This is a genomic window from Paenibacillus sp. F4 (assembly GCF_002894905.1).
Classification (GTDB): Bacteria; Bacillota; Bacilli; order Paenibacillales; family Paenibacillaceae; genus Paenibacillus; species Paenibacillus polymyxa_B.
Genome location: NZ_POVS01000005.1, coordinates 1 through 13,855, shown reverse-complemented (window position 1 = coordinate 13,855; position 13,855 = coordinate 1). Strand labels below are relative to the sequence as shown.

At 44.9% G+C, this 13,855-nt stretch carries 13 protein-coding genes and 2 pseudogenes; 10 read left to right on the top strand and 5 right to left on the bottom strand.

The window, feature by feature from the left end:
• Positions 1–12: 12 nt before the first annotated feature.
• The 3 genes and pseudogenes from C1T21_RS02335 to C1T21_RS02325 all read right to left on the bottom strand — a co-directional run.
• Positions 13–1,023: pseudogene (locus tag C1T21_RS02335) on the bottom strand (HAMP domain-containing sensor histidine kinase); the annotation flags it as partial.
• A gap of 2 nt (positions 1,024–1,025) precedes the next feature.
• Positions 1,026–1,286, bottom strand: a pseudogene (locus C1T21_RS02330) (acyltransferase family protein); the annotation flags it as partial.
• 318 nt (positions 1,287–1,604) lie between these two features.
• A complete protein-coding gene (locus C1T21_RS02325; RefSeq protein ID WP_103047050.1) occupies positions 1,605–2,030 on the bottom strand; it encodes a CHRD domain-containing protein in 426 nt (141 codons plus the stop codon).
• 168 nt (positions 2,031–2,198) lie between these two features.
• Between C1T21_RS02325 and C1T21_RS02320 the strand changes: the two genes are divergently transcribed.
• From C1T21_RS02320 to C1T21_RS02310, 3 genes are all read left to right on the top strand, one after another.
• Positions 2,199–2,621 carry a hypothetical protein gene (locus tag C1T21_RS02320; RefSeq protein ID WP_103047049.1) on the top strand — a complete coding sequence of 141 codons (423 nt, stop codon included), beginning with the start codon at positions 2,199–2,201 and terminating at the stop codon, positions 2,619–2,621.
• Between the two features lie 276 nt (positions 2,622–2,897).
• Positions 2,898–4,058: a rhamnogalacturonan acetylesterase gene (locus C1T21_RS02315; RefSeq protein ID WP_103047048.1), complete on the top strand. Its 1,161-nt coding sequence runs from the start codon at positions 2,898–2,900 to the stop codon at positions 4,056–4,058.
• A 115-nt stretch (positions 4,059–4,173) separates the two neighbouring features.
• The gene (locus C1T21_RS02310; RefSeq protein ID WP_103047047.1) at positions 4,174–4,497 is read left to right on the top strand and encodes an MGMT family protein; all 324 of its coding nucleotides are present in this window, start codon (positions 4,174–4,176) and stop codon (positions 4,495–4,497) included.
• Between the two features lie 153 nt (positions 4,498–4,650).
• On the opposite strand, the gene C1T21_RS02305 is transcribed toward C1T21_RS02310, so the two are convergent.
• Positions 4,651–4,839, bottom strand: coding sequence for a hypothetical protein (locus C1T21_RS02305; RefSeq protein ID WP_103047046.1), 189 nt, complete (start codon positions 4,837–4,839; stop codon positions 4,651–4,653).
• 319 nt (positions 4,840–5,158) lie between these two features.
• Between C1T21_RS02305 and C1T21_RS02300 the strand changes: the two genes are divergently transcribed.
• The 7 genes from C1T21_RS02300 to glpX all read left to right on the top strand — a co-directional run bounded on the left by C1T21_RS02300 (position 5,159) and on the right by glpX (position 12,549).
• Positions 5,159–6,346, top strand: a complete 1,188-nt coding sequence (locus C1T21_RS02300) for a TolC family protein (RefSeq protein WP_103047045.1) — start codon at positions 5,159–5,161, stop codon at positions 6,344–6,346.
• Between the two features lie 13 nt (positions 6,347–6,359).
• The gene (locus C1T21_RS02295; RefSeq protein WP_103047044.1) at positions 6,360–7,820 is read left to right on the top strand and encodes an efflux RND transporter periplasmic adaptor subunit; all 1,461 of its coding nucleotides are present in this window, start codon (positions 6,360–6,362) and stop codon (positions 7,818–7,820) included.
• A gap of 6 nt (positions 7,821–7,826) precedes the next feature.
• On the top strand, positions 7,827–8,546 hold the full coding sequence (locus tag C1T21_RS02290) for an ABC transporter ATP-binding protein (protein ID WP_103047043.1): 720 nt from the start codon (positions 7,827–7,829) through the stop codon (positions 8,544–8,546).
• Positions 8,543–9,754, top strand: a complete 1,212-nt coding sequence (locus tag C1T21_RS02285; RefSeq protein WP_103047042.1) for an ABC transporter permease — start codon at positions 8,543–8,545, stop codon at positions 9,752–9,754. The genes C1T21_RS02290 and C1T21_RS02285 overlap by 4 nt, the downstream gene beginning before the upstream one ends.
• A gap of 237 nt (positions 9,755–9,991) precedes the next feature.
• Positions 9,992–10,606, top strand: coding sequence for a helix-turn-helix transcriptional regulator (locus tag C1T21_RS02280; RefSeq protein WP_223822107.1), 615 nt, complete (start codon positions 9,992–9,994; stop codon positions 10,604–10,606).
• 13 nt (positions 10,607–10,619) lie between these two features.
• Entirely contained in the window at positions 10,620–11,423 is an 804-nt protein-coding gene (locus tag C1T21_RS02275) for a pyruvate, water dikinase regulatory protein (RefSeq protein WP_103047041.1), read from the top strand.
• A 148-nt stretch (positions 11,424–11,571) separates the two neighbouring features.
• Complete coding sequence (gene glpX / locus C1T21_RS02270) at positions 11,572–12,549, top strand: class II fructose-bisphosphatase (RefSeq protein ID WP_103047040.1); 978 nt, start codon at positions 11,572–11,574, stop codon at positions 12,547–12,549.
• A gap of 504 nt (positions 12,550–13,053) precedes the next feature.
• On the opposite strand, the gene C1T21_RS27190 is transcribed toward glpX, so the two are convergent.
• Positions 13,054–13,224 carry a hypothetical protein gene (locus tag C1T21_RS27190; RefSeq protein ID WP_180984539.1) on the bottom strand — a complete coding sequence of 57 codons (171 nt, stop codon included), beginning with the start codon at positions 13,222–13,224 and terminating at the stop codon, positions 13,054–13,056.
• Between the last annotated feature and the right edge of the window lie 631 nt (positions 13,225–13,855).

Sequence of the window (13,855 nt, the reverse complement as noted above, 5' to 3'; positions counted from 1 at the left end):
TGGTTCGTTTGTTTATGTGTAGGAGTAGAGGGGAAAACGGGTTTCAAAATCTGTTTGTCTGCGATTGCTCCTAACCGAAATGCGGCCATCATGCAGCTCAGTAATACTTTTTGTAATCGCAAGGCCCAGTCCGGTGCCTCCGGTTTCCTTGGAACGTGATTTGTCCACCCGGTAAAACCGCTCAAACAAGTGCGGGACATCTTCCGCAGGAATTGGGGTGCCGTAGTTGGTGCAGATTACCACCGCCTCGTCGTCTTCGCGTCCTATGGTGATATCGAGGCGTTTGCCGTCTTTTCCGTATCGAATAGCGTTGGAAAACAAATTTTCATACAGGCGTACCAGCTCGTCGGTATCGACTAGAATCCGAACAGGCTCGACGATTCGGACACGGTAGGACATGTCCGCCTGTTCCAGCGAGGGTACAAATTCCTCAGCAAGCTGAGTGAGCAATTTGCCGAGATCTACAGGCTCCAGCTCCAGTGGCAGACTGCCACCGCTCACACGCGTGTATTCAAACAGCTCGTCGATCAGCTTTTTTAGCGTCAATGACTTCTTATAAGCAATGTTCACATAATAGCGCAGCTCAATTTCATCCCGATAGCGGTCGGTTTCAATATATTCCAAAAAACCGATCACGGATGTTAGCGGGGTACGAAGATCATGAGATACGCCGGTGATCAGGTCGTTTTTGGCTTTGGCGGAAGCCCGTTCTTCTTCCAGTGAGAGACGGAGCTTGTCCGCCATGGTGTTCATATTTTTCGCCAAGGTACCCAGCTCGTCCGCTGAAGAAACAGGAATCGTATAGGACAGGTCTCCGTCAGCAAACTCCTGCATCCCCGTCGTAATTTCGCGAAGGTAGCCAATCGTATTTTTGGTAAAAAGGAAAAAGAAATAAATATATGTAGGTAGCCCGCCTACCAGCATGATCAGTGGGGACCCAATGTGATTTATGGTCCAGCCAACCAGACGGGTGCCAAAAAAAGAACGGGAAGGGTTCAGCCATAGCAGCAAGGATGCTCCATAATCTGCTTATAAAAGCGGCTTAAGAGCTGTCGTCCCATCGGACGATCCTTGTAGTTGTAGAACAGCACCATGCTGCTAAGCGCGATAAATACAGGGGTTCCATACTTCATCAACACATTGAGCGCATTGTATACAACATAAAGACTGGAATTTGTAAGCTGAACTGTTGCATAAGAAGTGGCATGTACCATTAAGACGGCTAAAATCGCCATGGCTCTGACCAACTGCAATTCGGGAATTTTTTCTTTGGTCTTAGGCTTCATAAGCTTCATTTCCTTTCAGGAGTGAACTGTATCTTGTTGAACTCTTTCTATTAAAAGATAAAGTTCTTAACAACCTGAAAGGAACGACTTAAGAAACGCTTATGAAATTCTTAACTTTTGTTAAGAATTGAGGATTTTGCAAAAATTCCATAAGCGACTTCCAATGAACAAGATATAGATCGAAATGGTTTAGTTCGTCTATATATTGCACTTCGGAGCGACTGGAATCGAATTTTGCAAAATCCTGAATTAAAAAGAACTTCCATAGGGCTCAAAATGAGCAGCTTGGAAGTTCTTTTTAATACTCATGTTCATTCGTTATTTGCAACGTTTGATAGGTGCGCGTCTGATTTGTCCACGAATGGCACCGTTCGGATGACGGATCGTGTGGACATTGACGTAGGCGTTGCCCTCTCTAATTTGGCATACCAAATCATTAATGGTTCTGCCTCTGAGCGGACCGGTAAGATCAAATGCACGAAGCACGCCAGTAACGACCCCTCTTTTTACGGTGATTCCAAACTTCGAAGGGCCAAACAGTGTAGCAACAACAGGTCCGTTTTCACCTCTTCGTCCCAGATGAATGTGCGCATCGGTTACCCGTGAAATATTGCGCACAGTCAGTTCGAAGCTTAATTGTTGGCTAGCTTGACGGTAACGAAATTCGGCGGTTCCTGTCGCATTTGTTCTGACAGGAGGCACTTCATTAGCCCCCCTTAAAATGGCTCTAAACTTATTAGACATGACATCCCTCCTTTCCCAGTGTTGGTTTAGTGTATTCACAGGGCCAGAGAAAGGGCTGCACATTCGCCTATTCATCCAAAGTTGTGTGTTTTACAAGTTATTCAGTCCAAGCACAAAACAAACTTTTTCATAGTCTAATAGTATCTGGTAGAGAGAGGGGGAAAAACCATGGGAACATTTATTGATGGAAGAACATCTCAAAATGCCTCATTTGCAAACTCTATTGCCATTCCGATCACCGTTTTAAATACGCCTCAATTGTTCGGGCAGATCGGATTAAACACACTGGGAGCTACAGGTACGGCACGGGTTCTGCTTAAAGGAACCATATCAGTTCAACTTCCGCTTGCTTTAATCGGAATTACGATCACCATAGTAAGAGGTACCTTGCCAACCGATCCTCTCGTTTATTCGGCAACGTCTACGTTCAGCTTAAGTATAACGGCTCCGCAGGTCATCACGTTCTCCGCAGATGATTTTAATCCGCCGATTACGCCACAACTGGTGTACACCGCTTTTGTTTCTTCGAACCTGCTGGGTACAGTACGAGTAGGCCCAGAGAGCTTTGACGGTATTCTGGTTGCGGATTAATGCAGTAATTTTGAATTAACGAAATTTTGATTCATAAAGCTTCGCAGTTGTATCTGCGAAGCTTTTTTGAGTACATACATATACATATAGTGGATCAAGCCCACTATGCAGACTGACAGTACAAGTTACAGCTTAATGAATAAGCTACTCTTCTTCTGCATAGGTAATTAAATAGGTACAACCCTGTATCTATGTGGTGAATTTATTGTATGCGCTTACAATTAAGTTTGAAAAATCCTTTTTTGTGCAATCTAAAATTTGAAGGAGGAATGAAGAATGAAGTGGAAAAAAGGATTGACCGGTATGCTTTTAGCTGCTTTTTTATGTGGTGCACCGGGTTTGGGCATAGCTACCCCGGCACATGCATCCACTGGCGAGTACAAGTTTGATTTTGGTGGAGGTACGGTCGAAACGGGTTATACTGGAGTGAGCGCTTCGCTGTCCTATGACTCAGCACGTGGCTATGGCTTTCGTACCCCTGAGAATATGCGTAATGTCAGTGCTTCGGGGACTGGAGTGGCAAGTGATGCGGTACGGTTCCTGGCTACAGGTACGAAAAGCGAGAATACTTTTGACGTTGATCTTCCTCCTGGTTTGTATGAGGTGTCGGTTACTTTAGGAGATACCTCTCGTTCGAGTATTGCGGCTGAAGGGGTGTATCAGGTCATTAATATGACAGGAAATGGGGCCAAGGATCACTTTCAAATTCCAGTGACAGACGGACAGCTAAATCTGCTGGTTACTGAAGGCAAAGAGGGCGCGGTCTTCACACTCAGTGCATTGGAAATCAGGCAATTATCTAGCAATCCGGTTACGAATCGAACGATTTATATCGGTGGGGATTCTACTGTATGTAACTATTATCCGCTAGATAGCAGCGTGCAGGCGGGATGGGGTCAACTGCTGCCAGAGTTTGTGAACACGAATACTTTTCAAATTCGCAACATGGCGTCAGGAGGTCAGATCGCTAGAGGTTTCCATCAGGACGGTCAGTTGGAGGCCATCGTCCAATATATCAAGCCGGGGGATTATTTTATTCTCCAATTGGGCATTAATGACACCAATCCAAAGCATAATGAAAGCGAAGCGGAGTTTAAGGACTGGATGCGGGATATGATCCGGCAGGTTAAGGCTAAGGGGGCGACAGTCATCCTGTCAACACCGCAAGGTCGAGCCACTGACTTTAATGCCAACAATGTACACAACGCAGAAAAAAGATGGTATAGAAGCGCTATTTTGGCGCTGGCTCAAGAGGAACAAACGCCTTTGGTCGATCTGAATGTTCTTAGCTCAGCTTATTTCACTTCTATTGGCAAGGAGGCTACGCTGGCCTTGTATATGAACGGTGACGCGCTTCATCCGAACTATGCGGGTGCAAGGGAACTGGCGCGATTGGTAGCGCAGGATTTAAAAAGACAGGGTCTGAGCGGATTCTGAATTTAAAAGTTGGTTTTTCCCCTGTTTCTTACATTTGTAGGAGCAGGGGTTTTTGGCTTCTGTTCAGGGTGCTATAATAATAGAAAAAGCAATAGTAATGCGGAGGAATTAGAACATGCAGCCTTTCACTGCCCGTGTGCTTCAAATTATATTGCTGATCCCTGAGGGAAAAGTAATGACTTACGGTCAAATTGCGGCAGAGGCCGGAAGCCCAAGAGGTGCCAGGCAGGTGGTGCGAATTTTGCATACACTGAGCCAAAAACACCGGCTCCCTTGGCATAGAGTAGTCAACCGATTGGGGGAGATTGCTTTGCAGGAGGATGAGTCCGCATCCCTGCAGCGTCTGTATTTGGAGGAGGAAGGCATACGTTTTAATGAAAGCGGGCGTATCCCACTGGATAAATATCTTTATGATCCGCAGGCGGAGATGGAGGAATAGGCGATAAATAAGTTATGGCGGTTTTAGATTTGATTATCACAAAAGATCCGGGACAAATCAATTGTCGATTTGTCCCGGATCTTTTTAATCTAGCAATCTAAGCAGATAACTAGAAGTAATCTGTAATTTATAGCATAAGATTCACTTGTCATTTTATCCGATAAGATGCTGCTGATCCCGTTGGGCAAGGTAAAAAGAAATACTGTTCATCAGCGGTATATCGTTATTTTTCCGGGCTTCCCGGATTAGTTGTTTCTTTTTTTGTTCTGATTCACGTAAAAAGCGGGTCATCCACAAATCAGACGGTTCGTTAGTGGTTGTCATGCGAGTTTCTTTTATCATCTATTAACCCTCCCAGTGAGCGGCTGTTATTCTTTCTCTAGTATATGTTCCAAACCTTAATAGATGCTGTTGGTTTCCTTAAAATTAGCTGAAAATTAGGTAAAGTTCAGGTAAAAACAGGTTAAATCTATATCTGATTGAACGAAAAGTAGTTTACAACGAGTAATCTGGAAGTAAAGGTTACAAAAATGTATTGTTTTGACACCTTGTACCAACATAAACCTGAAAGTACAATTAGATTGCGAATAGATAGTGGAAATTTATGTCGAAAAGGATTGAAATGATTCGAAGAATGCACCGAAAGGGGAGAGATTCATCTATGAAGCAAAAAGCGGCTGCCGTGCTGCTTGTGTTGTCCTTATCATCAGGCTTGGTCTCCACTGTACAGGCTGACAGTTCATCAGGAAGTACAGCAGCAAGTACAGCAGCAAGTACAGCAGCAAGTACGTCAGTTACTTCAACTGCTGCGGCTACATCGAAGACATCATCCGTAACAGGTCAGGTTTTGCCTACACTGACGCTCAAGCAGGCCGCGGAATGGGCACAAACAAACAGTTACAATACGCGTACCGCCGAACGGGACGTAGAGCGTCACAGAATGGAACTAAAAAATGCAGAAAAGGATCTGGGGAATGCATTTGTTGATTTTATAGACGGCGAATATGTTGATGATAATACCTCTTGGAGAAGTTATAACTCTTCGACGCTATCTTATCTAGCCAGCAAAAAGCAGGCGCAGTTCGCCAAAGACCAGATTTATTTTAATGTGATGAAAAGCTACCAAAGTGTGTTTGTAGCAGAAAACCAGGTGAAAAATGATCTGGAAGCGCTTGAAATTGCTCAAGCGGAGGAAAAGATTGCACTTGCCAAATTTGCGCGCGGCAAGCTGTCTGAGTATGCAAAAAACGAGAGTACACAGGCCAGAAGTCAGGCTCAGCAAACAGTAGAGCAGGGGAAAATTGCGTTACAAAAATCCAGAGATGCTCTGAACTTCCTTATGGGACAGCCTAATGGAACAGCTTATGAATTGGTTGATCGACCCGTGTACAAGGAACCAAAAAAACTGGATATCGAATTACATATACAACAGCTGACAGACATGAATCCGAATTTATGGAAGCTGGAGGATAGTATCAAAACTTCGGAGCTCAATGTGAGATACTTCGATTTTAACAGCGGCGCAGGTGCTTACGATCTAGCTAAAATGGATGTCGATACAGCCAAAGAGGAGCTAGCCAAAGGTCAAAAGGATTTTGCCGAATCACTCCGCAATTTGTATGCCACGGTTAAGGAAAACCAAAAGAAATACGTACAACTGGAAGAAAGCTTGCGTACGGCAAAAGAGGCCTTGGAGTTATCACGCAAAAAGTGGGCCAGAGGTCTAATTATCGAGACGGAGTTGAAAAATAATCAGCTAAAAGTGAACCAGATTGAACGGCAAATGGAAGAGCTGGCGATCGAGTTGGATCAAAATGAGTATACGTTGAACAAGCCATGGAGCACATAGGGAGGAAAAGGCGTTGGCAGAAACGGTTTTAAATGATGCTTTAATCAAGTTACGGAAAAAACGGAGAAAAAAGTGGATATGGACTGCAATTGTTCTACTGGTTGTAGGTGGAGGCGGAGCGGCAGTATATCTGAATCTGCCCAAGGAGCAGGAGGCACCTTTAGTTCAGGATGAGACGCTTAAAGTAGAGCGCGGCGATGTGAGTGAGAAGCTGGACACGTCAGGCACTGTGCAAGCATCCAAGGAAGTGAAGTTAAACTTCACGAGTGCAGGTGATAACAAGCTGGCAGCGGTAAATGTGAAAGCCGGGGACAAGGTGAAAAAAGGACAGGTGCTGGCTCTTCTGGACAGTTCAGAAATTAAAATGCAAATTCAGACTGCGTCTGATACTTTGGAAATATCCAAAGCCAAGCTGGCTGAATTAGAAAAAGGTCCGAAGGCAGAGGATATTGAAATTCAGAAGACAAATGTACTTCGGGCCAAAATGGCTATCGATACAGCGCAAGAATCATTTGAATTGGAAGAAGCCGAAAGTCAGAAGAAAACTTCCCAAAAGCAGTTGGAACAGGCGCGAAAGGCATATGAAGACCAAAAGTTTTTACATGATGCCGGGGCGGTGTCCAACAGTGAATTGGAGCAGGCAGAGCAAGCACTGGATAAAGCACAGACGGACTATGATGGTCTGGATCTGCAGTTCCGCAAAATCATGTCGCAAAAACGTCGCACCATTTCAGAAGCTGAAATCGGATATCGTACGGCAATGGCAGAGCTTCGCAAAATTCAGGTTCCTGCTGATGCATCCAATATTCAAGCCTCACGGATAGAGGTTCGAAGACAGGCGACGGAACTGGAGCAGAAGAAAAATGAATTAAACAAGCTTCAGGTCACAGCACCTTGGGACGGAGTGATCTTGAAGGTGAACGGGGATGTCGGGACCAGTCCGACCGCTCCATTCATTGTCATGAATAACTCGGATTCCAACGATCTTAAGGTAGTTGTAAAGGTAAGTCAGACCGACATTGTCAAAGTAAAGAAGGGTCTTCCAGCCGTGTTGACTACCAATGCCTATCCGGGTGAATCTTTTCCAGGGAAGGTGCAATTCGTCTCACCGGAAGCCTCTACGGATGAAGGGATGACGACGTATCTGATGGAACTGTCTGTCCATGATCCGAAAGGCAAGCTCAAAACGGGCATGATTATGAATGTGGCCGTTATTTTGGGAGTACACAAAAATGTACTGTTCGTACCTGCGACTGCGCTGAGATCCGAAGGGGGACAGGATGGCGTGTATGTTTCCGCTAATAATGCTGCAAATCCAGGGGCGCGCACTTTCAAGCCCGTAGAACTCGGATTTTATACGCCGGATCGAGTCGAACTCAAGTCAGGTGTAAAGGAGGGTGACACGCTTATTGTGCCTGCTCCTGAACCTCCGCCGGACCCTTCCGCTATGGGCGGCATGCAGGGAGGCTTTTAAACGGGTATGAGATACGTCATTCAGATTGAGGATTTAAAAAAAGTGTACCAGGTCGGAGATCAGGAAATTCATGCCCTGCGAGAGGTACAACTTGATATTGCTGACGGTGATTTTGTTGCGATCATGGGACCGTCTGGATCAGGCAAGTCCACGATGATGAATGTCATCGGCTGTCTGGATTTACCTACATCGGGACAATTTTATTTGGACGGCTATTCGATATTAGATGCCCGCGAGGATGAACTGGCTATTATACGTAATCAGAAAATCGGATTTGTATTTCAAAAATTCCATTTGCTCCCGCGAGCAACGGCTTTGGAGAATGTGGAACTGCCTATGATCTATGCGGGTATTTCTGCCAAGGAGCGTCGTTTGCGGGCAGTGGAGGCCCTCACTAGCGTAGGTCTAGGCGATCGGATGAACAATAGGCCGAACGAATTGTCAGGCGGTCAGCAGCAGCGGGTATCCATTGCGCGCGCACTTGTGAACAATCCGGTTATTCTCTTGGCGGATGAACCGACAGGCGCATTGGACTCCAAAACAAGTGTTGAAATAATGGGGATTTTTCAGCGTCTGAATGATCAGGGGAAAACGGTTGTATTGGTTACTCATGATCAGGAGGTTGCGGAATACGCCAAGCGTCTGATTCATTTTCGGGATGGGCGGATTGAAGAGGATCAGCCTGTTGGGAAACGAAGAATGGCGGCAGAGGAAGTGAAGGCATGAAGTTTAAGGAAATTATCCGTGTATCGCTCAACAGTTTGCGAACCAATATGCTGCGATCTTTGCTGACCATGGTGGGCATTATTATCGGAGTGGCCGCTGTGATTATGATTGTAGCCATCGGTAAAGGATCGACGGCTACGATTACATCTCAGATCAACAGTATGGGAAATAATCTGCTGATGATCTATCCTTATGCTCCATATGATGGCTCCAGCTCCATGTCGTTCAGTCAGACGAAAGGGATATCTCTGGAAGATATCGATGCGATAGAGCAGCAAAAAGCAGTAGCAGAGGTAGCACCAAGTGCCATGACCAATGCAGATATTACGTGGAGTCGCAATAAGGTCAGCGGGCAAATTGAGGGGACTTCGCTGGCATTCGTTCATGTGAGAAAGCTGTCACTAGCTCAAGGCAGGTCGTTTACCCACTATGAAGTGGATAAACAAATGAATGTGGCTGTGCTTGGGAGTGATGCGGCCCGTAATATTTTTGGTCCGGATGCCTCCAGAGCGGTCGGTGAGACGATCATGATCAAACAGCTTCCTTTTAAGGTGGTTGGTGTGCTGGCAAATTCCAATTCCAATATGAGTAACAGTGGTCAGCAGGTATATGTACCGATTACAACGGGGATGGAACGGCTAGGCAATATGAGTATTCAGCAGGTGAACGCCTCCGCAACAACAGAGGAGAAGATTAGTCAGGCAAGTGCTGAAATTCGGCAGGTGTTACGTGTCAGACATGAGCTAAAGCCATCAGAGGGTGATGATTTTCAGATCATGACCCAGACGGAAATCTTAAAAACAGTGTCCGGGGTTGATCGGATTATGAATATGTTGCTGGCCGGTGTAGCTGCAATTGCGCTTGGCGTTGGTGGTGTCGGCATTATGAATATTATGCTGGTGTCCGTCACGGAACGCACAAGGGAGATCGGGATTCGCAAAGCGATTGGTGCGCAGCGCAGTGATATTATGCTGCAGTTTGTGGCAGAGGCTGTTTTTCTCAGTCTGATGGGTGGACTGGTTGGCGTAATGGTGGGTCTCGGAGGTGCAAAGCTGCTCGAGAAATTCGTCCAAATGCCGATTGTGTATTCGATAGAGCCCGTGCTGTACTCTTTTCTGTGCTGTATGGCAGTCGGGGTATTGTTCGGAGTATATCCGGCGCGGAAGGCGTCGAAGCTGCGTCCAATTGATGCTTTAAGATACGAATAAGGGAGCGGGTACTTTGCCTTACTCGAAAGAGCAGGGTGCAAAGTACCCGTTTTTCATGTTAAATAAGTGTTTTAAATGATAAAAAGACATGAATAACCGCCTTAATTTTATATATGTGATGTTTTATATGATTTTTAAGGTTGATTTATTGTTATATATGACGTATTATATTCAATATTAGATCGCAAGAAAAAAGGAGGGACGTTCATCATCGACCTTACGGCAAGACAAGTAGAAATTTTAAACATCGTACAAAAGCATGCCCCGATTACCGGGGATCAGATTGCGGAAATGCTTAATCTCAGCAAGGCGACCATTCGGACCGACCTATCCAAATTGGGCATTCTGAATTACATAGATGCAAAGCCCAAGGTCGGATATTTTGTTGGTAAGCGGGGTACGCCGAACCGGGAGGAAAAATTCCGGCTGTTGCAAATGAAGGTCGGCGATCTTCATGGAGTTCCAGTCATCGTACGAGAAACAACAACGATTCAGGAAGCTGTCGTAGCTCTCTTTTTGGAAAATGTGAGCAATTTGATCGTCACCGATGAAGACGGAGATTTGGCAGGGGTAGCTTCCCGTAAGGATTTGCTTAAGGTAACGTTAGGGAATCCCAATGCAGCAACCATTCCTGTCAGCCTTGTGATGACCCGACAGGCGAATGTTGTCACCGTTTCCCCAGAGGATACGGTATTAGAGGCAGCGCGCAAAATTATTGCCCGTCAAATCGACAGCCTGCCTGTCGTCGTCCCTTCCGACTCCGACAAGCCAGGGGAGCACTGGAAAGTCGTGGGACGCATTACAAAAACGAATATTATTAAAATGTTGCTCGATATGGTAGCAGAGGATTAATGGGAGGAATCAAATGGTTCAGGCGAGCAGTCATTTTATAGCGATCTGTTCAGACTCGATTGGTGAGACGGCAGAAGCTGTCGTACAGGCGACCATGCGCCAATTTGAGTTACCGGACACAGAGATCAAGAGATTTATGAACGTGAGGGATGAAGACGAACTGAGCCGGGTGATGGAGGAAGTTGCCGAGCGTAAAGGCTTCGTAGCTTACACGCTGGTACAGCCAGAATTGAGAGAAGCGATGAAAGAGGAGGCTGTCCGGCTGAATGTGCGGGCTGTCGACATTATGGGACCGATGATGCAGGCGTTTGCCGATACATTCCATAACGATCCCAAAGAGAAGCCTGGTCTGCTGCACCGACTGGACGATAACTATTTTCGCCGTGTAGAGGCCTTGGAATTTGCGGTTCAATATGATGATGGCAAAGATGTGAGCGCCATTCTCAAAGCGGATATTGTATTGCTTGGAGTATCCCGTATTTCCAAAACCCCTTTATCCATGTTTCTCGCGCATAAAGGTTATAAAACGGTCAACATACCGGTTGTACCGGAGCTGACACCGCCTGTTCAATTGAAGGATGTTCAGCGTGGTCGAGTGTTCGGATTAACGATCGAGCCAGAGTTACTGTTGAAAATACGCAGTGAGCGACTAAAGGTTATGGGGCTTCCTAATAATGTGCAGTATGCTACAGCGATGAGGGTAGAAGAGGAAATAGCGTATGCGCAGTCTCTGTTTAAAGAGCTGAATTGTCCGGTTATTGATGTTACAGATAAGGCGATTGAAGAGACGGCAGGTTTAATTATCAGAATGTTATAGAGCCTAGTAGCTGCTCATATAACTAAAAATTAAAATCGTAGGATACAGGAGTTTAATAGATAAATAGAAAGATTGCAGCGAAGCTGCCCTAAATAAATCATTTGCTTAAGGGTAACAATTAATTTTTAGGAGAGGTGGAGGGATAGGTATGGAGAGTCAATTGGCATTGGAATTCGTTCGGGTAACAGAGGCAGCGGCACTGCAATCAGCACAATGGACAGGGCGTGGAGATAAGAATAGCGCAGACGAGGCGGCTACGGTAGCCATCCGCACTCATTTTAATGCGGTATCCATGGACGGCACGGTCGTCATTGGCGAAGGCGAAATGGATGAGGCTCCCATGCTGTATATCGGGGAAAGAGTAGGCAATCGCAGAGGACCAGCTATGGACATCGCTGTCGATCCACTAGAGGGAACCGAAACGGTAGCAAATGGTTTGAATAACGCTCTGTCGGTCATTGCTGCTGCACCTCGTGGTAGTCTACTCCACGCTCCGGATATGTACATGCAAAAAATGGCCGTTGGCCCGGCATTGGCTGGAAAGCTATCACTTGAGGACTCAATTCCAACTACATTGTCAAAAGCTGCACGAGTACTCGGTAAATCCTTGTCTGATCTTACCGTGTCCATTCTTGATCGTACACGGCACGCCGGGATCATCAAGCTTCTGCGGGAAAGCGGCGTTCGAATCAAACTGCTTGGCCATGGGGATGTGATGGGCGCGATTGAAACATGCCTGGAAAGCGGTGTGGATTTGCATATCGGTTCTGGTGGCGCTCCTGAGGGTGTATTGGCCGCTGCAGCGCTGAAATGCATGGGCGGAGAAATCCAGGGTCGCCTGCTGCCTCATGGTGAAGAAGAGATTGAGCGTTGCAAGCGTATGGGCATTACTGATCCCGGTGCGTTGCTTTCCATGGATGATATGGTCGGACGCCAAGGCGTGATGTTTGTGGCTACAGGTGTGACACCTGGAGAGTGGTTGCAGGGGGTTCGTTCTCTTCCCGGTCACAGAGCGGAAACTCATTCAGTCGTAATGCACTCAGAAACAAAAACGATTCGCTTCGTGCGGAGTATTCATCATACAGCGGATTCTTCCGGTACGCTTGCGGTAGCGGCATCCTCTTGAACATTGAAGTCATGGCTTCCTAAATCTGTTCCCACAGTAGGCGAAAGGTTCTTCTTCACCTTGCATCGTCCAGAGGTGAATTCAAAGCAGAAGTTTCGTATGCTGTAAACACAATACGGAGATTAAGTTTATCGTTTAACAAACGAGGAACGATAGTTCAATAAAACAGCGGTATCTAGGACTCGTCTAAAGATACCGCTGTTTTTCATATTTCGGGGTCAATATAACTGTCATAGAATAGATGAAGTTATCAAATATTGGAATACGCATCGAGTAACCTCACTTTCATTGAGTGACGTAAGCATAATTATTTTTGCCAGTCTATCTGATTATCTTTTAAGATATGAAGTATCTTGGCCCTAGAAGTTTGATAAATTTCTCTAGCAGAATGGATCATCCTCACAATTCTTGTGCTTTTAAAATATATGTGCTCTTACTTGCCGACAAAATTGTAGTATATAGCAAACGGGAGTCGTTTTTTTGTCCGTATTAGAAATGTGGTTTTCATTTATATGCTTTTTTTATTAAACACACAGTCAGATAACCTAGTGCTACTACTCCTGTGCTTATAAAGCAAACTATTAAACCATTTATTTCTACTTTTCGAGTAAGTAAATAAATAGCAAATAGGCCAGTGAAAAATGTAAGGATTAAGTTCATGATAAATTTCTTCATAATTATCAACTCCTTCTGAGAAAAATGCATCCAAAAAGAATTTAAATAGTATTACTAGCATCAAATCAAATGAAATACAAGAAGGATCAGCCTTCGCAATCAGCCAAAAACCTAATTGACAAAGCAAATCCTTATGTAAAATTAGAATAACACAGATTTAAGTAATACTTCCGTCTATTGGCATTATGAATTACTTTGGTGTTTATCTATAGTTGTCTATTAAAAGGAATTAATTGCAAGTAGAATTAATTTGGTATACGTGTTAAATTACTAGTCCAGCCGATAAAATGAGATCAAAGATTTTTAATAAGTTTGAACAAGCTGGAAATTTTTACAGGTAGACTTAATTGCTTTAAATTGATATATTGTTAGTCCATCCCGAAAATGATTATTAAAAATATGGGTTGGATGAATCGCCTGGAATTATTTATAGGTTGAATAATCTAGACGAAAATGTTATATTATTGTTCTGGCTCAAACAAAGCCGTATGCAAGTTTGATCTTTGAAAACTGAACAACGAGTGAGTACGGATTTTGTTTACAAAATCCAACGCTGAGATTTTGGTATATGCCGTCAGGCTGTATGAAATGGAAGCGAAAATGAGATATTTTATCTCGTCAGTTTCAAAAT